At 58.9% G+C, this 24,573-nt stretch carries 17 protein-coding genes and 2 pseudogenes; 7 read left to right on the top strand and 12 right to left on the bottom strand.

Annotated elements, in window-relative coordinates:
* Positions 1–122 precede the first annotated feature (122 nt).
* The gene (locus AC5RTB_RS11515; RefSeq protein ID WP_494061213.1) at positions 123–2,066 is read right to left on the bottom strand and encodes a DUF262 domain-containing protein; all 1,944 of its coding nucleotides are present in this window, start codon (positions 2,064–2,066) and stop codon (positions 123–125) included.
* A gap of 414 nt (positions 2,067–2,480) precedes the next feature.
* Here AC5RTB_RS11515 and AC5RTB_RS11510 point away from each other — a divergent pair, with 414 nt between their 5' ends.
* Positions 2,481–3,950 (top strand): competence protein CoiA, encoded by a 1,470-nt coding sequence (locus AC5RTB_RS11510; RefSeq protein ID WP_494061212.1) that lies wholly within the window; start codon positions 2,481–2,483, stop codon positions 3,948–3,950.
* A 203-nt stretch (positions 3,951–4,153) separates the two neighbouring features.
* On the opposite strand, the gene AC5RTB_RS11505 is transcribed toward AC5RTB_RS11510, so the two are convergent.
* The 3 genes from AC5RTB_RS11505 to AC5RTB_RS11495 all read right to left on the bottom strand — a co-directional run bounded on the left by AC5RTB_RS11505 (position 4,154) and on the right by AC5RTB_RS11495 (position 7,212).
* Entirely contained in the window at positions 4,154–5,203 is a 1,050-nt protein-coding gene (locus AC5RTB_RS11505; RefSeq protein WP_494061211.1) for an SHOCT domain-containing protein, read from the bottom strand.
* Positions 5,204–5,401: 198 nt separating this feature from the next.
* Positions 5,402–5,941, bottom strand: coding sequence for a hypothetical protein (locus AC5RTB_RS11500; protein WP_494061210.1), 540 nt, complete (start codon positions 5,939–5,941; stop codon positions 5,402–5,404).
* A complete protein-coding gene (locus AC5RTB_RS11495; RefSeq protein WP_494061209.1) occupies positions 5,941–7,212 on the bottom strand; it encodes a hypothetical protein in 1,272 nt (423 codons plus the stop codon). Before AC5RTB_RS11495 ends, AC5RTB_RS11500 begins: the two co-directional genes overlap by 1 nt.
* 560 nt (positions 7,213–7,772) lie before the next feature.
* Between AC5RTB_RS11495 and AC5RTB_RS11490 the strand changes: the two are divergent.
* Both AC5RTB_RS11490 and AC5RTB_RS11485 read left to right on the top strand, forming a co-directional pair.
* Positions 7,773–7,883, top strand: a pseudogene (locus AC5RTB_RS11490) (aldehyde dehydrogenase family protein); the annotation flags it as partial.
* A 496-nt stretch (positions 7,884–8,379) separates the two neighbouring features.
* Entirely contained in the window at positions 8,380–8,772 is a 393-nt protein-coding gene (locus AC5RTB_RS11485) for a hypothetical protein (protein ID WP_494061208.1), read from the top strand.
* Positions 8,773–9,257: 485 nt separating this feature from the next.
* Here the strand turns inward: AC5RTB_RS11485 and AC5RTB_RS11480 are convergent.
* Positions 9,258–9,380, bottom strand: a pseudogene (locus AC5RTB_RS11480) (helix-turn-helix transcriptional regulator); the annotation flags it as partial.
* 253 nt (positions 9,381–9,633) lie between these two features.
* Positions 9,634–10,158, bottom strand: coding sequence for a GIY-YIG nuclease family protein (locus AC5RTB_RS11475; RefSeq protein WP_494061207.1), 525 nt, complete (start codon positions 10,156–10,158; stop codon positions 9,634–9,636).
* A 420-nt stretch (positions 10,159–10,578) separates the two neighbouring features.
* Here AC5RTB_RS11475 and AC5RTB_RS11470 point away from each other — a divergent pair, with 420 nt between their 5' ends.
* On the top strand, positions 10,579–11,844 hold the full coding sequence (locus AC5RTB_RS11470; protein WP_494061206.1) for a restriction endonuclease: 1,266 nt from the start codon (positions 10,579–10,581) through the stop codon (positions 11,842–11,844).
* 180 nt (positions 11,845–12,024) lie between these two features.
* Here AC5RTB_RS11470 and AC5RTB_RS11465 read toward each other — a convergent pair whose 3' ends face one another.
* A complete protein-coding gene (locus AC5RTB_RS11465; protein ID WP_494061205.1) occupies positions 12,025–13,326 on the bottom strand; it encodes a fasciclin domain-containing protein in 1,302 nt (433 codons plus the stop codon).
* Between the two features lie 664 nt (positions 13,327–13,990).
* On the opposite strand from AC5RTB_RS11465, the gene AC5RTB_RS11460 reads away from it, so the two are divergent.
* The gene (locus AC5RTB_RS11460; protein ID WP_494061204.1) at positions 13,991–17,248 is read left to right on the top strand and encodes a hypothetical protein; all 3,258 of its coding nucleotides are present in this window, start codon (positions 13,991–13,993) and stop codon (positions 17,246–17,248) included.
* On the opposite strand, the gene AC5RTB_RS11455 is transcribed toward AC5RTB_RS11460, so the two are convergent.
* Positions 17,190–17,351 (bottom strand): hypothetical protein, encoded by a 162-nt coding sequence (locus AC5RTB_RS11455; RefSeq protein ID WP_494061203.1) that lies wholly within the window; start codon positions 17,349–17,351, stop codon positions 17,190–17,192. The genes AC5RTB_RS11460 and AC5RTB_RS11455 overlap by 59 nt on opposite strands.
* Positions 17,352–17,860: 509 nt before the next feature.
* The gene (locus tag AC5RTB_RS11450; RefSeq protein WP_494061202.1) at positions 17,861–18,841 is read right to left on the bottom strand and encodes a hypothetical protein; all 981 of its coding nucleotides are present in this window, start codon (positions 18,839–18,841) and stop codon (positions 17,861–17,863) included.
* Between the two features lie 1,051 nt (positions 18,842–19,892).
* Between AC5RTB_RS11450 and AC5RTB_RS11445 the strand changes: the two genes are divergently transcribed.
* Entirely contained in the window at positions 19,893–20,063 is a 171-nt protein-coding gene (locus tag AC5RTB_RS11445; RefSeq protein WP_494061201.1) for a hypothetical protein, read from the top strand.
* Positions 20,064–20,293: 230 nt separating this feature from the next.
* A complete protein-coding gene (locus AC5RTB_RS11440; RefSeq protein ID WP_494061200.1) occupies positions 20,294–20,983 on the top strand; it encodes a DUF6994 family protein in 690 nt (229 codons plus the stop codon).
* Between the two features lie 22 nt (positions 20,984–21,005).
* On the opposite strand, the gene AC5RTB_RS11435 is transcribed toward AC5RTB_RS11440, so the two are convergent.
* The 3 genes from AC5RTB_RS11435 to AC5RTB_RS11425 form a co-directional block, all read right to left on the bottom strand.
* Positions 21,006–21,131: a hypothetical protein gene (locus AC5RTB_RS11435; RefSeq protein ID WP_494061199.1), complete on the bottom strand. Its 126-nt coding sequence runs from the start codon at positions 21,129–21,131 to the stop codon at positions 21,006–21,008.
* A 298-nt stretch (positions 21,132–21,429) separates the two neighbouring features.
* Positions 21,430–22,602 (bottom strand): NUDIX domain-containing protein, encoded by a 1,173-nt coding sequence (locus AC5RTB_RS11430; RefSeq protein WP_494061198.1) that lies wholly within the window; start codon positions 22,600–22,602, stop codon positions 21,430–21,432.
* A 175-nt stretch (positions 22,603–22,777) separates the two neighbouring features.
* On the bottom strand, positions 22,778–24,562 hold the full coding sequence (locus AC5RTB_RS11425; RefSeq protein ID WP_494061197.1) for an alpha-amylase family glycosyl hydrolase: 1,785 nt from the start codon (positions 24,560–24,562) through the stop codon (positions 22,778–22,780).
* Positions 24,563–24,573: the final 11 nt, after the last annotated feature.

Raw genomic sequence — 24,573 nt, 5'->3', positions numbered from 1 at the left:
GAGGTCCGTCTGCTCGGCTTTTAAGGTGTCCCGTTCCTTCGGGACCGGGACACCTTGCCACTGACCGAAGTTGACGAAGAGGCCTAATCTGGTCATCTTGAACACCGGCTGATTCAGCAGGTTTATTCCGGGGAACGCAGAGGGATTGCGCCGGTGTCGGTGCGTGTCTGCACCGGCCACAATAGTTCAACGATGTCTCCCAGGAGCGAATGCCTTTCATGGAGTGCCGCGGGGCCGAACTCCGGTATCGCCCTCATCTTGAGACCGGTCACGGCAATGAAGTCGGTGAAGTCTTTCTTGGCCTTGTAGATGTCCTCGCGCAGTGTTTCATTCCAGTAGAGGCTGTTGGAATATGACCGGAGCTTGTGGGCGTACGGTTCGTTGTTGCTGGAGATGTTGTCCCGCCCCCTGAGGAGAAGGATTCCGCCTAGCCGCGCGCGCTCGGATTCGAAGCGCTCATCATCCCCATCGAACAGGTCCCTGTTTTCCGCGTTGTAGGACAGGATGTGCTCAATGTGGAATCCGTTTTTGGGGCCTGTCTTCGTGACCAAGTCCTCGATTGAATGCTTCATCTCTTTCTTCATGCCGGTAGCGATAAATTTTTCGACCCGGGCGAAGAAGTACCGCGTGAATCGGCTGCCTAGTCGGTCCACTGTCATTGTGTTGAAGAGTTGGCGGTTGAATGCGCCCGGGTTAGCGATTCCTCGGCGTAGCGCGATTTCCGCTGCAAGGTGGACTTCGAACACCTTGGGGATCTCGTCGGCCGTCCTATTCCGCAACTCCGCGGCTACCAGGAACAGCCGGTCCAGAAACTCATTGGAGCTGTAAGCGCCCTGGAGGCGAAGGAGAGTCGACATCCTGTCGATACCTTCGGTGACCGCGGCAATCTTCTCGGCCTCTTCCGCGTCCTTCACTGAACATGCCGCGAGAATGAGAGACGACTGGGAGTCAATCTTGTTGATTGCGGAGCCGTTGAAATATGTCGCCTCAAATCCTTCAGTGGGCGTCCGAGCGTAGCCTTGCACCCGCAGATACAGGTTGGTGTAGTAATGGAAGTCTTCGGTCAGGAACTTTTTGACATCGCTGGGACTGTGTTCGAGATTCAGAATCTTGTTCAGGTCTTGCTTGAACATCTCGCGGTGATAGTCGCCGTCAAACCGCCGTCCTGTCGAACGGGTGTCCGCATACCTGCCTTTGAGCCATGCTCGAAAGAAGTCGTCCACGGTGTCTTCGCCGTATGCCGAAAGCGCTTCAACCCTGGAATCCCAGAGTTCGTTGAGTCCCATGCGAGCCAGTTCAGTCTTCTCGATTTGCCCAAGCAGCTTCCCCTTGAGAATCTCGTGGGGCTTCAATTTCACCCCGCGGTCGTTGATGACTTCGAAGACCATGGGGACATGCGTTGAGTCAACGTCCAGGTTCACGAGAACAAGGCGTTGCAGAAAGAAGATCACGAAGGTGTTGAACCGAGTAACTTCGGTAAGGCTGCTGTCCAGCTGATCGCTGATGATCCGGTAATTCGCGACCATGTTCTCCGATGTCACCCCGGAACCGGTGTCGATGAGGAGGGGGTCGGTTCCCTCGTATAGAGCGTGGAGGACCGGCAAATGTCCAGCGTGATTCATCCAGAACTTCCGACCGGAACCGGAATGTCCAACAATCTTGCTTTCTATCCAGTGTTGATGGGAAGACTCAAGGCGTCGCGAAAGGTGGAAAAGCTTAATGAGTACTAGCGTCAGGGTGGTGAGCCGCTGCTGACCGTCGACCACGTACACCCTGCCGTCCACCCTGTTCGTCACGTAGGTGTTGAGGTAGTACCAAGGGTACTTATCCACCACGTTTTCAACAGTCGGTTCGAGAGAAGAGTTCTTGGTCCACGCTTCATCGAACTGAAAAAAGACATCGTCGATGAGACGACGAACGGGTTCAGACCCCCACTTGTAGCTTCGCTGGTAGAAGTCAATATTGAAAACCGTCTGCGAGAACGTCCTGTCCAGGTTCTCTTTCTCCGGCTGAATTTCCAAGGCAGCTCTCCCCCATGCTTGACTTTCAACGCCCGCTTCGCTCAAGACGGATGCCAAAGGGCAGTACGCCCTCCTCTTGTCAGCCTACTTTCACTGGCCCAACTTCCATCGAACCAACACATAATGCCAGCAAAGCACCTGTCACAGAAGAGTCGATACGCACCTGATTGGGTACCGCTATCCCGCCAGCGTTGCCGGGCGATTCAGCGTGCTTCAGCGTGGTGCTGGGGCGCGTCCGGGGGCTATATGCGCCACGTGTTATTCGTCTGCTGCGCAGATCTTCGATGAGCGAGCGCGTGGTCGATGACGAACTCCGCCGGTAGGCTCGCCCTCGCCCTTGTTGGGCGGGGCTCATGAGTGATCCTTCGCTAGGAGCCTGCTACCTCCTTTGTGTGCGGCGCAGCTTCCCAGGCGTCTGGCTCGGGTATCCTCGTCGCAACACTGGGGGACGGGGAATCTATGCCGCTGGCAGCTGTGTACGACGGGACACGGATACTCGCTCATGAGATGAGCCGATCCGACTGGATCGAGCTTCAAGCGGTCTATAAAAAGGCGCACCTAGTGATGTCGTGCGGGGAAGCTGCGGTCCCCAAACTCTCGCCGCTGAAAAACCAGTTCTTCGCGCACAAAGCCAAAGTGAAATGTCTACGCCACGAAGGTGGCCCGGAGTCGGTCCAGCACCTCGCCGCGAAGGCGCGCATCGCAGCAGCGGCCGAGGAAGCAGGGTGGCAGAGCACCATCGAGTATCCGTCGGCTGATCGGACCTGGATCGCAGACGTCCTGGTCGAAAAGGACGGCCAGCGTATCGCCATGGAGGTCCAATGGTCCGCCCAGTCTTCGGCAGACTTCACCAGGAGGCAGGAACGCTACACCGCCGCGGGAGTGACCTGCCTCTGGTTTGTGCACAGGCGGAACAAGGAGGCAGCCGAAGCCGCCAAAGTTCCCTATTTCGTCTTCTCAGACAAGGAATCGATTGACCGGGTGAAGGCCCGCAAAGCATTCGGAGCAATGCTGGACGTGATCCTCGAAGAAGTCGTCCGTCGGGCACTGACCGGCGGGTATAAGCGTCGTATTGAGGTTCGAGAGCGCCAGCTGATCATCGACTACTACGAGGACACCTGCTCTCAATGCTTCAAGAACTCCACGATCTATCGGCTCCACGGAGTTTTCGTCACCACAGTCTGCGGCAAGCAGGGGATCTTGAAGGGAGGAGAGTTCATCCCCTACCCGCATGTGCGGATCGAAAGTCAGTTGGCGACGAGCGTTGGGAAAGTGCTGTCCAACGCGACAGCGCCGCTTGCACCGTTACGGATGAGGACGTCCAAACGCGCCGGCCAAAACTACCTCGCATACAACTGCGCGCACTGTCGCGGATTCTTCGGCAGTTTCTTCATAGCTCAGCAGCACTATTACGACTGGAACGAGACACTGGCTCCCGACGACGCCGCGGTGCGTCTCAACGTGCGCTCACTGGATCACGAGCATCTCTGCGACGACATCGGAAACGGCAATTGCCGCAGGACAGCGGAGGAACGCCCGAACTACCTGTGTTGGTGGGACCCACGTGGCGAGGTGAGAACCGACTCGCCGGATCGCGTGCGAGTGAAAGCCGCGGATGTCGTTGAACCAAAGCCCGCCGAGATGCTGGTCTCCTTCGAGGCGGTCCCGCCCCCTCCCTCCTTCGATGAGCAGGTTCGCCTGCGTTTCGCGGAGCTGGACGGCAGCTCCCGGCCGGAGCATCGTACAGAACCGGCACCGCAGGCGATCACAGTGGCTGAGATGACCCAAGAGGAGCTACGCACCGCCCTCTATAACGCGTACCGGGCGCTGGACGACGGCTACATCCGTAAGAAGAGCGATGCTAGGCAGGCCGCCGGAATGTACGACGATCTGCCTGAGCTACTCGGAAAGGACTATCCCTCCCTGTAGTCGGCCTCGGTCTACTCCCGCGGGTCACCGTTCTGTTGCGGGTTACACCCGAGACGACGCGGCGCTGGCGGCCGGCGGTGATCCTGTCGCGGAACAGAGTACTGACGGTCCATAACACGTCGGCTATTGCGACACGGCGTTATTGTTGCGAAGGGCCCAGCCATAGCCTTCTTCCGTGATTGGCAGGTCGCCGAAGGCAATTTCTAGCCTTCGAGCAGCTTCGCCTTGGCGCTCGTGAACTCGTCGTCGGCGAGTACGCCGTCCCGGTGCAACGCGGCTAGGTCGCCGAGTTGATCGGCCAAGGATGCCGTAGGTGCTGTGAGAGCCACCGCGGCAGGGGACCGACGCTCTCCGTCTGGCAGCGCACCCGACATGGAGTTCACGAGCACCGCGAGGTCGGTGACGCGATGGACAGCTGCGGGGTCAATGGGGACCACCAGCTTCCACTGCGGGTGGCTCAGAACGAAGTTCGCGGTCTTCGGGAGCACCGCGCGCACCGCCATTTGTGTCATCGAAGGCTTTGCCAAGGTCGCCGTGTTGCCGCCGTCCTCGACAGTTGCTGTGACGTCAGCATCCAGTGGTCTGACTGTGGTCTCAACCAAGTCTTTGACCCTTCTCTTGCAGAGGATTCGGTCACTCATCAACGTGAGTTCTTCGCCGATCTCGCCTAAAACTTCGACGTCTCGGCGTAGCCGTCCTGCGTCCATTCGTGCGCGGATCTCGGCCGATACCCACTCGCCCGCAGAGGGCCCGCTGACGGAGGAGGTGAAGCGCTCCGACCGCGCAATGGCAAGTTCCCCGCCGATCACGTCGCCCTGTTCGCCGCAGTGCTCGGCGTGGTCCAGGGCCAGTAGGGCCTGTTGACCCAGGTGTGCATGCTTCTCGCCGAAGTTGGGTGCAACTAACGGGATAGAACTCTGGGCCTCCGTGTTGCCTGCGAGTGTCGTCGCGACTGCTTCAAGTAGCCGTTTCACTTTTCCGCGATCCGCGGAGGCGCTTAAATTTCGGTACGTGACCCCCTTGATGACGAACGCCGAGACCACGGTTCCGTTGAGGAAGGGCGTCGGCCGGAGTACCCATGATTCGCCGCCCGGAGCGAGGATCGGCATCTTGAAGTCAAAGCGCAGCGCGTCGCCGTCGCGTTTCAGGCGTTTGATGCGCTCGTGCTCGGTGCATGCCACTTCGAGCACCGACAGCACCTCATCGACTGGATGGGCGTACTGATACATCTCAAGTTCGAGTTCATTCGCCATCTTCGCTCCCCTTCAAACTCGCACACCGGTCTTCAGCCCCGATAAGCGGGGTATGGAAAGCCATATTAAGGCCGGCTAGCCATACTATGCGGCCGATTCGCGGCGCTTGACTTGAATCTGTCAGTTCCCTCTTATTCGACCGAAAGGACTGGCTATCGAAGCTAAACCGAGTTCGGGCTCCCAAATAGAACTGTCACCTCAAAACGTCATTGTCGACTGAAGGCCGCGATTGAAAGAGGGGTGCCCTTTGCCGAATACCCCAAGATAGAGGTCGTTCAGACTAAGGATGATGGCGTTGAGATAGCGCTCGACGTCCGCGTATGTGAGTTGAACGGCATCGCGGGGATGGACGAGTGAGTTCCTGGCATCTACCCCCGATCGCAGTTCCGACCACCATGAGAAGCTTGCCGAATCTCGATTGGCATAACTTTGCAAGAGAAACGACATTCGTTCGGTCATTCTGAAGTGTTGTTCCTTGTTCGTCAGCTCCCAGATGCCCTTGTCGAGCCTCAGCTGCCTCTCCTCCAGAATTGACCGCGTTAGGAGATCAGTGTGCGGTCGCGTAGCCAACTCATCTGCGATCCCATTTAGATGAGACTCGAGAGCACTGAACCCCATTATCAACGAAGCGTGCAAGTAGGCGTCGCGCTCGTCGCCCGCACCCTCCTTCCCCTTCTCTAAAAAGCGCTTTGCCTCGTCTAGTAGACGAATTGAGAAAGCGTCTGCATCGATGCTCATCAGTTCTTTGCCTTCACTGCGGCCTTCGACACCTCAAGCACCGCCTCCTTGGCTACAGCCTTTTTGATAGCGAGGTCAACCATCGATGCGCTGATCTTGTCCCCCTTTTCCGCCTGCAGGTAGAACAGCTCCACAAGGCGTCCGCGTTCCTTCGCGTCAGTGCGATACCCGAGTCCCCGGTAATTTTCCGGGTCTGTCTTGTGTCGTCCCTTGGCAAGAGCAGCCGCATTCAAAGGATCCTTCACACCAGACGCTCGCAATGCGAAATGGCGCTTCTGCCGAGTCTTGTTTTTGCTCAGCACGCCTGCCACATAGGCCCAGGCGCTCAGCACCGCATAATTCATCGCCTTTTCAGCCGAATCAGCGGATCCTGGCTTCAGCTTGCCAGCAGCCGTAGTGTACTTAGCACGCTGGGCTTCTATCAAGAGGGCGAACTCTTTACCCGCAAGTTCCAAATTCTTGTCGTCCCACAGATTCGGTCGTTGCGATTTCAGCTCTGTCCACTCATCCACCTGTACCCCAGATTTGAGAAGAACGGGCGTGGTCGCGGTGACGTCGAACTTCTTGGCATCGATGGCGGAGCCCCGGTAGTAGTTGACAATGAAGGTCCTAGCTGCGCGCACCGTAAGCGGGTTCCCACGCGCACGACGGTCGGCAAAGTCCTCGCTCACAGCCAATAGGCCCGCCCGTTGACACCATTCCCGCAGTTGTGGTCCAGCAAGCGTTTCGGTCATGCGATCGAAAAGATCGGTAGAAACGGCGATGTTCGTATTGGAAATGAGCTGTACGTCCAGACGCTGATCGTTGTCTAGGGCGAAGTAGAGTTTCACGCCGTGATGTTCGTTAACGCCCTCCTTCAGCGCTTCCTGAATCGCCGTGAATCGGTGCTGACCCCCGATAATCTTCAGCGGATGCTCTTTCTCATAGGCTTTCGTGAACTCGCAGACTAAGTTGCTGAAAGCTCGGCGGTTCTTCGCGTCGTCCTTCATTTGAGCGAACGCAATGTGGTCTTCAACAACTTCGCGATTCGCGCGGTAGTCCGGCGACTCGTCAGGGTCAAGCGGGACATCAACAGTAGCTGATGACACGAGGTGATTCGCCGGAACGTGGACCTCAACGAAAATTGCACCAGTACGCACGTCACGCATGACAAGAATCGGCAGAGATTCAACGGGTTTGCATTCGTCGATGAAGTCTTCGATCAGACTGACGACTTCGGGTTCGAGGTCTCCGACCAGTCGTGTGTCGATGCTGCCTACGTCCTCACCCATTGCTGTCCACCTTTTCTCTTGTGAAATGCTGAGTTACAGGTCTTAGTGACTTGCCACCTGCACATCGATCGCAAAACGACAGCGTTTTCGATGTCTCTCTCATGATCCTGCCATAGCCGGTGTCCGCAGCGCGGTGCGGGAGGATTGAGCCAAAACCAGGGCTTCAGCATCAGCTCCGTAAGGGCCACTACCGCTGCACTCGGTGACACCGATGGTTGCGATGCTCGGGCTCGCCACTCCCCCAGCTTGTCCAGCAACTCCTCCCGCCGCGGATCGAGTCCATCTGCTTCAAGCCTGAGCCGCTGTGCGTATAGCTAGCGCTAGGGCCACGTTCCAATGGCCCGCCAAGCTGTTTCGGGAAGCGGCCCTGCTCAGTGACGAACCGGAACACCTCGATGTAGCGCTTGTCTAGGCGCGGTCACGCCTAACAACTGGTGACCCGTGACGTGGCCGGTCATGCAGCACCAGACGTCGACCGAAGATGGACGAGTCGTGGGGTTCGCGTTGCCAGATGCTGTGGCGCACCGTCTCGGGGTTGACCCGGCACCAGCGGGCTATCTGCCGTCGCCGCGGGCTGCACCATGGTCCTGAAACCTGCGAGGCTCACTCCGCTCACGTCACAGCATTTCGCCGCTCTTATGCAGGAGGGAGGACTCCCGGCGGGTGATCTGAAGGGACCGCCCCCGACTCTGTTGACACCCTGACTTGGTGAGCTGGCGTTCACGAATGTATACCGAATATTCCCCGGGCCAGCTTGGGGCCGAGTTCCCGCCAGGACATCATCGATGTGGCCTTACCTCGCAGGCATTCACGCTCGGGCGACCGCTACAGCTAGTAGGCCCAGCTCTCCGGCGCGTTGGGAGCGCCTCCCTTGCCTGAAATCGCGCTCGTGAAGGTGCACGTCTTTCTAGAAGTGCCGCATCGGATGTCCAGTTGACCATGACCGTAGGCGGGGCGCTTTGTGCAGACAAAGGAATCGTGGAATGCGCTCATCTGGCCTTGAGTATGGCGGTGGCATTGCCGGCCCCGCTGACAGCTACTAGCCGAGCGCTATTTCCTGCAACTAAAGCCTGGAACCCAGCGTTACCGTCTTTCCGGCTGTCATGCTGCTGGCCTGAAGCTGATTAGAATTTGAGAGTCTCTGTCGCACATGTCCCTGGGGAACCCATGAATCGTCGTCCCGCCCTCCTTGCTGCCGTCGCTGCGATTGTGGTGCCGTTGACTGGATGTGGCTTGTCCAGCGGTGCCACCATCAGCCCCAGCGCTAAGGCGTGCGAGGGGTACGACGAAGCTGTACGGATGCTGGACCTGGTTATTGATAAGCCCGGCGTCTTGCCGTCAGAGGCACGAGAGGCCATCAGCCATTTCGCCGGCGGCATCGGTGTTGCCTCCTTGATCGCCGAGGATGACGTCCACACCGAAATGACCCTGGCGTGGGGGTACGCCCTTCGCTATGAGAAGAGTCAGACCAAGGACGACTTTATGGCCTACTACCTTCAGCAGGCCGACGTCGTCATAGCATGCGCGGAGGATGGCTCCCCCATTGATCTAGAGAGCTGACCGTAGGCAGAAGCGTTTACCTTCGTCGGTCCGGGTGATGCCCCGGCCCGATCTCGGAACCACGATGAGCGGTTCGACCGCCAGGAAGTTTATTCACGCAAGATTCAGATCAGCGTTCACGTCGTCGTCGATCCACATGAAAGTCTCCGGGCTGGTCGCCTAGGGACCGACGGAGGGCGGCTAGCTTCCGCCAGTCCCACGTCGCAGCGACTGTGACAGCATCGTTCTCGAGCCCTGCTAGGACGGCCCCGTCGGTGCCGTTGAGCCTGACCGATGGTGGGAATTCGGTGGCTGCGGACTGCTCTCAATTCCTGAGCAAGAAGTTCGAAGGACGTGAGGTGCTCGGTCGGGTGCGGGTGCCGAGTCCCTGACGCGGACGAAGCTGGCCACCGGCCCGCCTGCCTCGAGGTACTCGTCAAGCTAGAGGGCTATGAGAACCGGGTAGGCATGCGACCGACTCGACCGGCACGAATCATCGGACGGGGCCCACGGCCGCCCACCTGGATGGCGGGCAGGTCGCCAAAGCGCACTAAAGCGTACGCCTGGGATGTGGAGATGCTCAGTTCATCGCCAACGTCGTCAAGCTTCAGGAAACGCGGTTCATGCATGCCAATAGGGTACCGGCCGGGACCGGTTCGACGGCCCCCAGATGTTCCCGGAGGGCCGTTCGTTGTGTTCAGTGCAATTGCCGACGCGGCTGCTTACGTTCAGCACCAATTCCGCCAGTCACCGTCTTTGTGGCCTTGAGTGCCAACGTCGTACTGCCATCGATGGTAGCCCCGAAACTCAGCGTTCCTTCGGAGCCCTCAAAACCTTCCAACCATAAAACCTCACGGGAAAGCGCAACAGCGGCTCCTCTCCCTACCGCAGGAACTTTTGGCCTCTCGCGTTGTCTTTCAACACCTTTGCGCGAGCACTCGTATGGAGTTGCTCAGCGGTGAACCCGTCCCGGTTGAGCGGAGCCTTGCATTCCAGTAGCAACGAGTGCTCCACTTCTAGCAGATCCTGATCGTCTCTCGGAACCGCGAAAGACATCGACAAGTTGCTCGTCATCCAGTGGCCCAACATCGCCTCGTCTGAAGCTATCAGGCCATGGTTAGCGGACTTTCCGAACCATTCACCTTGCATCCCCATCAGCCCCGCCAACGAGCGCCGCAGCGTCGATCCTTGGGTTCTGAGTTTGTGATGCTTCGCCCTAGTGCGCAAGTTGGTCCCCTTGCCAACGTATATAAGGTCGCCGACCTCGATCGGTTTGAGTGGTCCCGGCCAATCAAACCTGCCCGGCAGCGGTCCGGTCAGATACCACTTGTAGACGCCAGGCACGTTTTCGGTAGAACTCCATGCCTTCTCGCACGGCTGTACGTCACTCCACTGCAATTCCTCCATGTCCAAGACAATACGATCAGCCGCTCACATGAAGCTAGCTCGACGGGAGGCGCGCCACTCCCATCCCAGCCCTTCGACCCAGGCATAGCGCCGTCCTCACTCATGGCGTTTTCCCACATGGCAGGGGCCGATCCCTCCCCTCCACGCCCAGAGACACTAGCGGTATAGGGCATGACACCCGTATAAAAACCCCTCGGCACGCACCCGAGAACGCGTAGAAGAAACGTCGGAGGGATATTTACGTCATACGCGACCATGGCGGCGCCGGCCCTAATCGCGTAGCTATTGATCTGCCTGACCGCGTGGCCAGTGCAGGCTCGGCCGCTTACGGTACGTTACGAGCTCTTCGCATAAGATCACAGCGGCCCTGTCGGTCATAGCCGGCAGTTTCGCCTGCACGCCCAGACTAAGGAGGGCCGGATGAAATCAAGCCGGGAATCGTCCAGTGCGATTGGGAAGGACGCGAACCACGTCCTCGCACAAGACCCGCGTACCATGTGGGCGTGGTCGGTATATAGAGGCTGCCGCAACGCGCTGGTGCCCAGCAGGGAAGATGCTGATCAGATCCTCGCTGCAATCCCGCCTGGCGACCATGTCGAAATATTCGCCGCCGTGGTGATGTCCGATGGAGCCGTGGGACGGAGCAAGAAAAACATACCGAGCCAAGCAAGGTTCGCTGCCAAAACATTTGATTGTTGGATTCTGCCCCTCCAGGGACAGCACGCCGAAGTCATCACAGCCACAGAAGCCAGATGGCGCAGTTCAACCAGCGGCAACATCTACGATCCCATTGCAGAGATTAGTTACTCGATGGCCGACGGAAGTGATCTCATCGCTTATTCCGATACGGCGACATACCAAGGACTCATAGATGGTGTCGGAGGTTCCATTCTCCGGCTCCCTGATAGCCCATTGGCACCAGCTCCACCAGAAGTCGGCACAGTCCCTGCCTTGGAGCGGAAGACCGTGCCGCGCCAATTGATCAGTGACTGGCGAACGGCCGAAGATGTTGCTCGCTGGCACATGGCAGAACCACTAGGATTCTTCGGCTGTCGACTAACTGGCGGCGTATCGGACGGCGGCGTGGACGTTGAACATCCCCTAGCCATCGCGCAGGTGAAGATGCAAGCAAACCCTGTCGGCTCGCCACAGATACGCCAGTTGCGAGGCGCGCGCCCGCACCTGAAACACCATATTTTCTACTCCACCTCTGGTTACACTCGAGCAGCGATCACCGAGGCCTCAGAAACTGGGGTTGCTCTATTCGGAATTGATGCTGATGCGAATGTTAGCCCCCGCGGATCGATCGCTCGACGCCTTGTCCTCCAGGGGTACGGGCGGCATGGAGGCCAGGATGCAGTGGTAGCAGCCTATGTAAACGCCGTCACTGAACGAGTGACGGCGGCGCATAGCAATTACGGGACTGGTGAAGCGTGGTTGATTCTACATACCGCGGAGGGAGCTGATGGGCACCGTCTGACAAGGGCTGAGAGTTATCTAAGAGGCGCCGTTTCAGCGGTGAAATCAGACCCGCTCATCGGCAAAGAGTCCCCCAAGGCGATCATCAGCCGCTTCCGGAACGCCGACTTATGCGCGGCCTTTTACTGCACCGTTCTCGGGCTTCCGTATCCCGGGGCAGAAGCGCTTAGGGAGCCAGTGCCTCCTTCGGCAGCCGACTTTTACTGATCTGTATCGGTTGCCGATGAAGAAATGGGTACACGTCTTTCACAACCTGCTGCCTCCGTGGAAACAAAGATGCTTACTCCACGGCGGAGCGGCCACTACTGCATTAAGTGTCTCGGGAAGGTGTATTCAGTCTGACCACCGGGCGCCTCGGCAATCTCACCTTGGTGACCATCGCAACGACTACCGGCGATTAGCCTCCAAAACTATGTAATCGCGGGAGCCCTGCGGGGTCAGAGCCCAGCACATCATGTGCGGGGAGCCATCGCGCCGTTCGACCGAACTGGATTCATAGCATTCGTACTCAGTAGTGACCTGGCTACGGGCCCCAAACGGCTCACCCGTATCCAGTACCGTCTGAAGGATGGACTTCGCCTCGTCGCAGGATACGCCCGGTTCGAGATACGTGTAGGTGTAGATCGTACCCACACACGCGCTTCCGCTGGAGCCTTCAGGTGCCGACGCCTCACCCGCCTGGTCGGTTGGCAGCAGATCGGCGGGTATCAGGACCGAGTCGATCATGTAGATGTTCGCGTTGGCGGTCTCCACACCGCAAACGAGTCCCGTACCGTCGACGGACAAATGATCACCTTCATCTCTGACCGTCACCTGGGCACCGTTGACCGTGGTGTGGGTCCCGACAATGTCTTCTGGGTAAATATTCTTCCCCTCGACCACATGGTGGAGCAGAACGTAGGAGAGCAGTTCAGGGTCAGCTACCAGGGCATCGTAGGTAGCCTCATCGAACTCAGCAACGGCACTGAAGGCGTCGTCGGTGGGGGCAAAAACTGTGAGCGGCTGGCCCTCAAGCCAATCCACAAGGTCGACTTCTTGATGGATCTCACCCGAGATCGCTGACGCCAGCGACGTCAGGAACCGGTTGTTCGATATTGCTTCTGGGGCGGATTGATCTTTCATGCTGGCAATCGAGCCGTCACCATCGGGAACCTCGCTGGTGTATCGGTCACAGCCGTAGCCGATCAACGGCTCGGCCTCGATCGACTCGCCCGCGCCTTCGGATTCCCCGTTCAACGTCACTATCAAAGAATCAAGCTTCGGCTCATGCTCCGGACAGTAGGACGGAATGGCCGCGCCCGCGAAGGAACCATAATCGTCAACGGTAATCGGCGAACCGAGCACCACATCGGCGACGTGGATCGCGTACAAATTCTCCAGCGACTCGACATTCAGCTGACCGCACAAACCGGATGCCATGTACACGAGCTCATCGTCCGAGTAAGAATCGAAGCTTCGCGCGGTTATCCTTACGGCCGAGGTGAAAGCTTTCTTCTTCAGCTCCTGCTGGCTCAGTTCAGGCTCAGCAGTCGCCGTAGAAGTGGGCTTGTCAGCGTCATCACCGGCGCAGCTAGTCAATGCTGTACAGGTGAGCAAGGCAGCCACACCGACTGCGAGCATGCGGACTCCCTTCTCTCGATAGGGCATGACCGACGGCCGTTCAAGACGCTGGGACGTGGACACAGGCATTGCTTTCCCCCTCATGTACTGACCTCGCTCAAAGCCGCCTAGCCGTGTGTGAGCATTAACGCTGCCACGTTTATGAATGCTGCGGCATCGCTGGCGACTTAGGGTACCAGCGAGCCGTCGTTGTTGAAGGGCTTGAGGGGCCCCCTCGGCGGAATCGGATGCTAGCAGTGTGCAGATCTGGGGTCGCTGGGCGCTGCGCTGGAAACTCTCTCCACCCCTCAACCTGATCTAGTGGGAACGGGCAAAAGTCCGTCTAGGTACACGTCTTTCGAGAAGTACCGCGTCTGCCATCTGACGGCATTGCATGTTACTCAACCACAAGAGGTGGATGTGGTGATGTCGCCGCTCGCGCATAAACTCGCTCCATGGGGCCCGTCAAACAGTTCGGATGCACGTCAGCGCCGAGGTGGTTGAGGTGAACTTACTCGACCGCATCGACCGACGCCTCTCCGATGCGCGTGCCAGGATCAATCCGCACGATTTTGAAGACTGTACGACTTCCTTACTCAGTCCTATTCACGCCGGGCTCGTACCGATAACCGGAGGCTCCGACTTCGGACTTGACGCAGAGATCACCGAAGACTCGCGGATTACCGGTCTCATCATCACGTCCTCGCGGAGTTGGGACGGTGCGAACCGGAGCCTGCGAGACAGCCTGCGGTCGATGCGAAAGAACCAAGTCCCCGTCCAGCGTGTCGTCGTGGTCAACCTCGCCGAGGCGAACAGGTCGAAGCGCGAGAAGCTCAGAGAGATTGCGAAGGAGTTCGATTGTGAACTCGTGCAGGTCTACGACCGAGCGTGGTTCGCGAACCAGTTCCGGGAGAATCCGGACTGGCGACGCAAGATCCTTGGCATCGAGGGCGGACCGTTCAGCTTCTCGCGTGAACCGCGTGGGGCACGACCCGACGAACAACAACGATCGACCATCGGACGTGACGCCCTCATCGCCAAAGTGAACGAGTCCGACTCCGACGTGATCCTGTTCGGGGTTCCAGGCGTCGGGAAGAGCCATGTAGCCAGCAAACTCGACGGCGCACTGTTCCTCAACCGGCAACCCACGCCTGAACGACTTCTCGACGACCTCATCGAAACCAAGCCTTCCCTGGTCGTGGTCGACGACTCCGGCGCACGACTCCAAGACGTCGACCTGCTCCGTCAACTGCGCGACGCGGAGAAGCTGGACTACCGCATCATCGCAACGTGCTGGCCGCACGAAACGGACCAGGTCGCAGATCACCTCACCCACTCGGTCCGATTCGAGGTCGACCTCCTCACCCGCGAAGAGCTCGGAGCAATACTCCGCGAACGCGGCATCACCCGGCTTTCAGTGATCGTGCACCTCCTCGAACAAGCCAATGGCCGCCCAGCCTGGGCGCTGAACCTTGCAGACCTCCTCATTCACAAAAGTGATTGGGAGTCCGTATGGACTGGCAACGCGCTGCGAGAGCAGATCTTCGTCTTCCTACGCATGTCCAACGCCTCAGAAGAAGCAATTGATGTGCTCGGCACCCTGGCACTGATCGGTCAGGTCAACGACGACCAGTTGCGCCGCTTGGCCGACCTCCTACAGATTCGGCAGGCCAAGCTCATCCGACTCATCCGGTCCGTTGCGATCGCAGGCCTGGTGGACGTCCAGGACCACAACCACTACAACTATGAGACCCAGCAGATAGAACACACCGAGATCTACAGCGTTCGACCGCACATCATCGCCGCCAGCCTCGCATCCGAGGTCTACTTCTCCGGCACTGCCTCACCCGTCCCACTGCGCGACGTCCACAACACGTTCCCTGAGATGGCTGCCGAAATCATGCAGACCCAGATCTACACGAAACTTCTCGGCGCAGCCCACCCAAGAGTGCCAACGACCGCCGAACTCATTGCTGTGCTGCCCGATGCCAAGAAGAACGTCGAACTCTTACGAAGCTTCGGCCAACTCGGCTCCGAACAAGCGCAAGCTGTCGTGGACATCCACCTAGCCCGTGTCAAGACACTGCTCGACGCCGGTGATCCTACAACTGCCGAAAGTGAAGCGAAGCTCTTGGCGGCACGCGTCGCAGACGCAGTGGAAAGTAATATTCCCGGTGTCGCTGGTACCTTCGTCAAAACGCTCTCCGTTCTTGAAGACGCAGGATGCGACATCAAGCCGGTGGTCAACGATCTAGTCGAAGAAGTACGCGACGCGCGCAGCGGTGACCAACCCCAGCTCGCCGGTCTCTTGAAACTCATCGAAGCACTCCAGATCGTGCCCGACGCCGACCTCATCGACACCGTCTGGGCAGCGCTCACCTGCGAAATCCTCGCCCCGACGTTCGACGGCAATTACATGAACCCCGAGGTCCTGCACCAGTTCATCCTGCAGTCGTTTACATGGTCCGCCACTGAGATGGAAACGCTGTACGACGCCATTCAGCCGGCACTTGCAACTCGCACCCCCGGGCTAACGCCCGCCGCCCAACTCATACTGATCGACCTGCTCGACAAATGGGTGCGGATCGCGAATGGATGGGACCTCCCATTCGGCGGCACGACCAACAACGCCCAAGTGCACGCCGGTAAACGCATCGCGAGGAACATTGCGAACACCCTCGCCCCGGCCATCACCACCCCCGGCGTGCGAGCCCGGTTCAACGAAGCGGCAAGCACCCTCAAGATCCAACTCGATGAACCAGACAAACTGTTCGCAGCTCTTACTAACGAACGCGAACGCCTGACCCCCTACGACGAAATCAGGCGCCGCAAAGAAGCCGCACTCGATAAAGCTCTCGCTCCATTCCAGCAACAGGCACCCGACGCCCTCATGGAGTGGTTGAATGCCCACGAGCCCGAGCTCGCGACCGCCGGCCAAACGACCTCAGGGACCTGGCGAGTTTTCGCACGTCTCGCGTACCGGCCGGACCCGGAACCAACCAAATGGCTCACCGCGGCTATCGACCACGGCCTTGCAGGATCAGCTTCAGCACTCATTGACGTATGCGCCCGCACCGACCAACTCACCCCCGCGATCGCCGACCGACTACTCGCGGATTCTAACGGCCGACACGGCGTCATCAGCGCCGTCATCGGCCAATCGACGAACTCGTCCCTTATTCAAAGGGTCGTCGACCAACCAGCCCCCCGTGACGTCCAACAACTCGAGTCAGCATTCGCGCTGAAACACGCCCCCGTCCCAACCAGGCACGCGCTGTTCACCCACCCCAGCGATCAAGTCCGCGGGACCGCGGCAGCACTTTGGGCCGCCGAATGGGCCTACGACAACGACCCCCCACCGGCTGACCCGGACTGGCTCAACGCCATGAAGTCCTACACCGTCCCTGAAAACAGCAGACACAACCACATCCACACCCAAGCGCTCAATGCACTCGCGAAGGCCTCACCCGAGGTCTTCATCGAAGTCTTTACGCAGCACGCCACGACCACGAAGCGCAGCAGGTACAGAGACCTCAACAAATGGAAAGAGCCGGTCCAGCTCCTCACCCCCGCCGAACGGAACAAGCTTTGGCAGCAAGTCAGAGACACGGAACTAGCGCGCGAACTTTTCTGGCTCATCGCAGGCAAGGACATCGATTGGATCACCGAAACGGTCAGTGAACCCACTTTCAACATCTCCGTCCGCGACCTCCTTGGCGCACTCCAGTTCCAATTCGGACACCGCTATCCACTCGACACCCTCGCCACCATGCTCCGGCCCCTCAACCCCGAGTCCGACGACCTCCTCCACACCCTTGAAGTCGGGACTTTCTCAGGCGAGGACCACGAACGATACGCAGCCATACTCGACACTCTTCGAGACCTCACCGCCTCCGACGACGAGGACATCGTCCGCCTGGGCCGACGCGGCATAGAGATCTACGAGCCGTTGCTTAAAGAAGCCCTCGTCGATGCACGACGGGCGGCTGTTCGCGGCATCCGCGACTACTAACCACAACGTCGGAGTTCACACGACCATGCCAATTTTTGCATTCGATGAAGACAACCTCTCCAGTTTTCCGAGCAATGACATCTTTGCCCCTGTCCTTCTGCACCGGCGTGCGACGGTTGCACCATCCACGAGCCACTCAAGCCGCAAACCGTCATGTGGAAACGCGTGCTAGTCCGTTGTCCGCCTCATAAAGACTGCGAGTATGGTAGAAGCGCTGTCAGCAGCCAGGTGCACAGCGCGTACCTCTATAGTCCAATTCAGCCGGACGAAGTCGCAGCCCAAATCATCCTGCAAATGTCTGCCGCAGAGTAACCATCAACGGAGTTTAGAGTTCAAGGGCTGCTGCGGATGCCTCAACCCATTGGCGTGTCTGCCGCAGTTGACGATTGGACAAGCGATACTGGCGGTGTCCGAATATCTCTCTCAGGTAGAGGTCGGAGGGGTTGCCCGGACGGACAGTAGCGCTAAATACTATCGGTGGTAGGATGGTTCGCAAAAGTCAGCTGGAAAGGGGGCCTCTATGGCTCGCGGTGCAAGCGGAGAATAACAGTCAGCACAACTATGAAAAAGGGCCCCGAGTTTCGCTCGGGGCCTTCTGTTTCTTATCTTTTCTTAGGTCTTCGGAATTCCTTCGAAGCGGAAGCCGTACTTTGACCCAGGATCCGCATCTGCCAGCTCGAAGATTACATCAAGGGAGCCGTCTGGCTGAGGGACGACCTTGAGCGGAGGCGTGCTGCCCATCCGATGTGTCTTCAAGCTGGCCGGAATTATGCAGTCGGGCGACAGATTGAGTCGATACTTGAGGTGATCGCAGTTGCGTCTGAACCGGATGTACCAGCGTTCTGGTTTCCCATTAGTAAACATGCGGTAATATCCTGGCCATTCCCAGCGCATCCTGACCTGAACCGTAGAGCGCGCAGCGATATGGTCTGCATAGTGTAGAAAAACGCGCATGTACGGTTGCTCGCCAGCAACCGAGGAGTCCATCCAAGCGTAAGTAGATGGGATCGACATTCCGGTGTCACCCTCGTCCGTCAAAAGGGAGGCTTCGAACTTCACTGAGTCTTCGTTAGCCAGCGGATTATCAGACTGAAGGGTTGAGGACACCACGGCGAGGGGCTTCTCACCGCTTTCGAGCACAAGATCGCGTACGATGACGGCGGTCCCCCCGCCGTCCACGCAGTGAGTTTCCGCCCATGAACGGACCCTGAACCGATCAGGATCGCTATTCTGAGAGTCGACTAGAACAGCTGCGTATTTATCGGCTCGGTCGGTCACAGAATGGAGACTCCGGGAAAGCTCGGCCATGTCCTCATCGTGCTTGACCTTACGCTGCCGGCTACGGATAGTTACACCGAGAGCAATTAAGGCCCAGTAAGCCATGAATAAGACAATTCCGAGAGCAATAAGCAGTTTTGCTATAGTCGGGTCGTTGAAACTCGAGATTATCCCAAGACCACCTAGACCGACGAACACTGCCCAGGGCCATGTCATTAGCTTTTTATAGTGCCCGGCGTCCAACTCTCCCTCCAACCAGCAGAGGAGGCGGGAAAACAGGGATGTGGTCTGGCCGCCTGTGGATTGACCGCTCATACCATCCTCCTTTGCCTGACATTGTTCACATGCGTAACGTGTTGCCCCGGGCAGGCAGAAACAAATCGGATATAGTCCCTCGAATGGAGAATACAGGCTGAAGCCTGCACTTCTTCGTATTTCGCCTCAAGTAACGCCTGTGTTGCATAGACCACCCGGGACAAGGCTTCCACGGATCGGTGTCGGGTGGTGGCCGCCTCTCTGCAATTGCCCGTGGTGAGGGCTGAGGTATTCAGACAGTCCTGCGTTGCTACCCGGTCCCGCACCGCATGAACAGAATGATTCCCGTGTGAACAAGCCTTCGGTCACAGTTAGCGAGCTGCACGGTCCTTCCAAACGGCTCTTAGATTAGCCCGCAACCGAGATCAATACCGTCGCGGTATACGTCTTTGAGAAGTGTCGCGTCAAGGATGCCCAAAGTGCGTACGGCTACGGCCGACTGCACGACCCTTGAAGAGAGCGTCGGGAGAATCGCGCATCATCCGTCCGCAAGGACTGGCTGGAAGATCTCATTCAGTGGTGTCCGAGCGGCGGTACCGTCTTGCGTACAAGCTTGATGACGTTGGGGCGGGGCTCAGAAGGGGTCTGCTCCGCGAGGTGGTGTAGTACACGTCTCTTGGTACGTATGCCATCCGGCCCTGCCAATGGTTGAATGGGGCTGGTCAGAGGCGCGTCAGCAGCTCGGCCTTCTTCTTTGTGAACTCTCATCCTGGGTGACAATGCCTGAATCCCGTAGGGCAGCAGGCTTTGTAAGCTGTTCGTCACAATCGCTGAAGTTGCGTCAGAAGGCAAGGAGGTCATGCAGTCGGCGGGGTCCAGGATCAGTGACCCAGCAGCCACCGTCTCCGAGGTCTGCGGCTTCTAACCCGGGGCCGCCAACAACACCGCTTAGACGGTAAGGATCGCCTCGATGCAGTCGATGGTGACTGCACGAACCCCATCGGTCCCACCTGCCGGATAGCCGGTGGCGGCGAAGACCTGGGCTACGTCGGAGCTGGCATTTCCCAGTCGGGCTTGTCCTCATTGTCGAGGCGCAGGACACTGCAGTTCAGTGTCCGACCCTGTTTATCCGGCGTTCGGCGAGCGGACAAGCCCTGCTGCTGCCTTGCGGCGCGGGGTGAAAAACTGGCTGGCTGCGGCGCCGATCTTTTACTTCCCACAGCTGCTCAGCCTGGACGAACTTCTCGACGAGAGTGAGCCCCGCGAACGGGTGCTTCACTGAGGAACATGCGGAGGTGTTTCCGCGCTTCCCACCAACCCGTTGTCCGGGATGTCGGCGAGGACGGAGTCGACGTGTTGGTGCACTGTAAATCCGCTGCGGCTTGCGGCCAGTGCGCCCTCCCCTAGTAGCCTGTCGCGTAGACCTCCCCCAAAGTGCTGTTCTGAAGGTACGCTGACGAGCAGTGGAATCCACACGTCGGATTCAAAAACGGGGTTCAGGGGGCCGCTTAGATGACCGCAGGGATTGATACATCCTTCGAGTTCCATTCAGACTCGGATGGCAAGGACCCTGACAGGTACAGTCTGACGCTGCGCCGGTACCACCAGCTGCTGTGGAGCAAAGAGTTGCCCACCGGAGGGCGCTTTGACCTTTCGCCGGAGCGCGGAGCGCATCTCGTCCACCGATCTTCCCGGGGCGTCTTTTTCCTCGCCAGTGATGCATTCACCACTAGGCTGAAGAAACGGGCGGGGCGTGTCATACGTGAGATCGCGGACGGGGAGCTACCAGAGGACCTCGGCTACACAGTCGGCAGCGCCATCGTGTTTCCGGGCAGCAGGGTCGGCGGAATGATGACGATCAATGGCGCACGGGGATTCCTCGCCAAAGTCGCCGATCGACCCGACCTGACCTTGGAGTGCATCCGCCGCCACTATCTCGGAGTGCAGCCGAACCCGCTGGGAGATGTCCTGCTCAGATATAAGGACTTCTTCGACTTGTTCGGTGACTTCCGCGGGTACGTCGAATTCTTCCTGCTGCAGGATCTCGTAGAGGATGGCAGCCAGACCATCCGGTTCTTCCACCCGTTCGCTGATTTCAGGACGCCGGCCGTACCGAAAAACAAGGCTGAATACCTCCAGTACCAGCAAGCCAGCAATGACTTCATCCGGGCACGCAACCGCAGGATCGCCGAAGCGCTGTAGGGGCTGTCACTGGCCGCTTCCGTTACGGAAGCAGACCCTCCAGAGCGTCATGAACGACCAGCACCTCGTCCTCTTTGGCATCACCGGCAAGCTTCGCGTTGACCTGCTTGAGTAGCGGGATGATGAGCGCCCATACGACCGGCAGCATAGGCCGGGCCCCGTTTGGTAGATGGTTATCAGGCCTAGGAAGCTGCTCATCGGGCTCGTTCCGTTAAGGAGTCAGCCAGCCGGTCCAGGGAGCTGCTGTAGCCGTCGTTATGCGGCGCCTGATGGAACACCCGGTAAATCCGCTCACAACGTTACCGCTAGCCCCGGAGAGTGGCACCGAAGCCTCAGCGTGGTTGTAGTGGCGAACTGCCCGCCGGTCGCTATTCCGCCGATCTGAAGGTGGCGTCTGTCCATGATCGGCGTTGTGGGCACCCGGCTGCGGCGGTACTCCCCTATGGTCATCTGCTCCTCACCTGGCCGTCTGTGCCGCCGTCTTCATGGTATTCGCCCGCTGTTTGCAGCCTCTGCTGCTCCGCAGCTCTAACCGACCCTCGCGTCTCGGCGAGGTCGGCACGTGCATCGGTCAGCGGATCCACCCATGCGAGTCGCCGTACGTTGTCCTTGCGCAGTCCCCAGCCAATCGCCTCCATCAAGAAGAAGTGAGTCATAGCGTCAGTGCCGTTGATCAGGGCGGAGTCAAAACCGAAATCGTGAACGATTCGGGCCCACACTCCCGTTTCTTCGTACACTTCGCGTACGGCTGCCTCCCGATCCTGTTCATCGTGTGCCACGGTGCCCTCGGGCAGCACCCACTTAGTAGGGTCATCCTCTGCTTCCAGAAGCAAATACTTAACTTTGCCTCGTCGGACGCGAAACACGGCGCACCTCACCCGCGTCGGACTGAGGGCCTTTGACTCCGAATCTGCAGAGGAATTCTTGGCATCTTTGGCCACTAGCGTGATGACGGACCAGTAGGCCTGATTGATCGCTTTGTGGCGTTGCTCCATGTAGCGCCACAAGGCCAGAACGAGCAGAACCAGGGGGACGATGACGCCGGCAAACGACCAGGTGCCTTGGAAGGGCAAGGACCCAAGCAGGAGCAGAAGCACAATTGTGAAGCAGCGAAAGAACTTCGAGTCGGCCTCAAGCCGCTGCACAACGGCCATACTCTGCGGGCTTTCAATGTTAAGAAGCGCCTTGCTCCATTGGAACGCATTTATCGCGTCCTTTGCCTGCACGGCCGCCAGCGCTTCTTCCTTGAGTTCAATCGCTCGGTGCACCGCTTGACTGCGCTCGCGCTTGAACACCAAGGAGACGCAGATGCGGGTAGGCCACCGGTGCAATTTCCCTCTCCGGGCGACGAGCGTGATCCGCCGATCCAACGTACGGGCGCGGAGCCAGTCGTAGATCCGGTCTAAAAAAGACCCGAGCAGGAAGACAAGGTGGCCGAGAAGGTAACTCGAAAACAGGAAGACGGCCCATGCTTCCGCGCCCGCCAGTACGGCGAATCGGTCCTCGAGTACGACCGGACCGAGCTCATCCATCACCAAATAGGCGAGGAGCGCGCCGGGAAGCAAGATGGAAAAGAAATCCATCAGACCGATGAAAAAGTTCTGCGGGGCGAAGTTCATCGGGCCGCCTCGGTGACTGACCCTCGTCGGGACATTTCATACCACCGCTCGTCTAGCCAGCATTTCAGTGCGTGTAATCGGTTTAGTGACCCAGCACCTCAGAGTCAACCCTCGCATGCAGTGGGAACTATGCCTCGGTCCACGCCCGCGACACCGCTCACTCCCAAAACCTCCGTTACTCGTCCTGCGACAGAATCAGAGCGCTGTACCCGCCGATACCGATTTGGGCTGAAACGGGCATGTCGTCCCAGCGGATCGGATCTGCGTCCGAGTCATGCCCCGGAACGTTGCCGAACCCAAAATCGTATCCGATATAGTCGCTGTTGAACCGCACTCGCCAGCGCCCGCCTCGGGGTAGCCCAATTCGATAACTTTGGTGAGCGCCAGCGCCGAAATTCGCGACCACCACCACATCGTCGCGGGGTCCTCCGCGGTCCCACCGGTGAAAGGCGACGATCTTCCCTGCGTGATCGAGGTGGTGCAGGTGCATCCCGTCACCGGAGAGGCCGCGTGTCGTGTCGAACCAGTCCCGGCGGAGATGTATGAGGTCCCGATACAGCGCGAGGATCCCCCATCGGGTCGTGCTCTTCGACCAATCGAGGGTCCTCTCGTCGCTCCACCACTGATCCTCGAGGAATTCCTGGCCTTGGAAGAGCATCGGGATGCCGGGCGCGGTCAGCACGAGGGCAGCGCCAAGGGTCGAACGCTTTTTCGCTGGTCTGCTGTCGGCCGCCCCGGGTGAGATCTCTTCCGGCAACCGCTGCCTACCGTTACTCGTTTCATCATGTGATTCGGTGTAGATAACCCGAGCATAGGGGCCAGTGCTGCTCGTAGTCGTCAGTGCTCGCGCAATGCGGCTGAGATCGCGCTCCTCGTCCGATACTGGCGTGAGTACTGAACGAACGTCGTGGACGAAGTGGTCCCACTGGGCGTCGAGGCCTGCTCCACCCCGTGACGTTGCATCAGTAATCCGGTCGCCGCCCGCGAAGTCCTCGGCAATCAGAATCTTCCATGGCTGGCGCCAATGGACCGTGTCGCTCATTCTCTGCAGAAGACGCCATCCGTCGGGGAGCCGTTCACCGGACGCTGACCACATCTGCACGGTCTGGTCCAACCGAAGACCGTCGAGATGGAATTCTTCCAGCCACATCAGCGCATTGTCGACGATGAAGTCCTGCACTTCAGGACGGCCGTAATCGGGGCGGGGGGATTGCCATGGGGTGGCTTCACGCCAGTCGTTGTAGAAATAAATACCCCCGTACCCGTTCTCTGACCATCCGTCGTATCGCCATAGGCTTCGCTCGAGGTCTGCAGCGCCGAAATGGTTGTAGATGAGGTCCAGAACCACTGCCAAGCCCCGGTTGTGTGCCTCGCGCACGAAGTCCTTCAGGGCATCCGGGCCGCCGTAGTCGCTCTCGACCGCGTACGGGAGCATGGTGTTGTACCCCTTAGAGCGGAACCCGCCGAACTCTCCGACGGGAAGGATCTCGACCACATTCGCTCCGAGGTCACGGACATGATCTAGTCTCTGGATTGCAGAACGCAAGGTGCCCGGTCCACCGCCTGAGGTCGTGAAGGTGCCGACGTGCAACTCGTAGATGACGGCGGTGTTCCACGACGGTGTGGTGAAGCGTTCTTCGCCCCAGGAGTATGCGTTGCCCGCGTAAACGATCGCGTTGCCGATCGAACTGACCACCGCCCGCGCGCGAGCATCAGCCTTGCGAAGAACTTCGCCGGTGCGGGAAGTAAGAAGGAAGGCATATTGATCTCCGGCTCGCGCCCCCTCGACGTCGATCGACCAGTACCCGTTTCCCTCACTGCTGAGGTCCCCTCCCCCGCCCGCCCATCGGTGATCTGAATCTTCCACCCGGACCGCGATCGCGAAAGGAGCCCATGTTCGGAAAGTAACACCGCCCGGATAGCAGATCGCACCGATACCCGGCCTCGTCGACGCACTCACGCTGTCGGCCG

The organism is Arthrobacter sp. M71 S08 (assembly GCF_059089725.1).
This window is presented reverse-complemented; position numbering and strand designations above follow the sequence as displayed.

Coding starts and splice junctions, on each gene's coding strand:
- AC5RTB_RS11435 (WP_494061199.1), bottom strand. CDS start 21,131: ATGCTGCCGGTCGTATGGGCGCTCATCATCCCGCTACTCAAGCAGGTC.
- AC5RTB_RS11430 (WP_494061198.1), bottom strand. CDS start 22,602: ATGAACTTCGCCCCGCAGAACTTTTTCATCGGTCTGATGGATTTCTTT.
- AC5RTB_RS11495 (WP_494061209.1), bottom strand. CDS start 7,212: ATGGGTGAGGACGTAGGCAGCATCGACACACGACTGGTCGGAGACCTC.
- AC5RTB_RS11475 (WP_494061207.1), bottom strand. CDS start 10,158: ATGGAGGAATTGCAGTGGAGTGACGTACAGCCGTGCGAGAAGGCATGG.
- AC5RTB_RS11485 (WP_494061208.1), top strand. CDS start 8,380: ATGAATCGTCGTCCCGCCCTCCTTGCTGCCGTCGCTGCGATTGTGGTG.
- AC5RTB_RS11505 (WP_494061211.1), bottom strand. CDS start 5,203: ATGGCGAATGAACTCGAACTTGAGATGTATCAGTACGCCCATCCAGTC.
- AC5RTB_RS11470 (WP_494061206.1), top strand. CDS start 10,579: ATGAAATCAAGCCGGGAATCGTCCAGTGCGATTGGGAAGGACGCGAAC.
- AC5RTB_RS11440 (WP_494061200.1), top strand. CDS start 20,294: ATGACCGCAGGGATTGATACATCCTTCGAGTTCCATTCAGACTCGGAT.
- AC5RTB_RS11465 (WP_494061205.1), bottom strand. CDS start 13,326: ATGCCTGTGTCCACGTCCCAGCGTCTTGAACGGCCGTCGGTCATGCCC.
- AC5RTB_RS11450 (WP_494061202.1), bottom strand. CDS start 18,841: ATGAGCGGTCAATCCACAGGCGGCCAGACCACATCCCTGTTTTCCCGC.
- AC5RTB_RS11460 (WP_494061204.1), top strand. CDS start 13,991: ATGCGAAAGAACCAAGTCCCCGTCCAGCGTGTCGTCGTGGTCAACCTC.
- AC5RTB_RS11510 (WP_494061212.1), top strand. CDS start 2,481: ATGCCGCTGGCAGCTGTGTACGACGGGACACGGATACTCGCTCATGAG.
- AC5RTB_RS11500 (WP_494061210.1), bottom strand. CDS start 5,941: ATGAGCATCGATGCAGACGCTTTCTCAATTCGTCTACTAGACGAGGCA.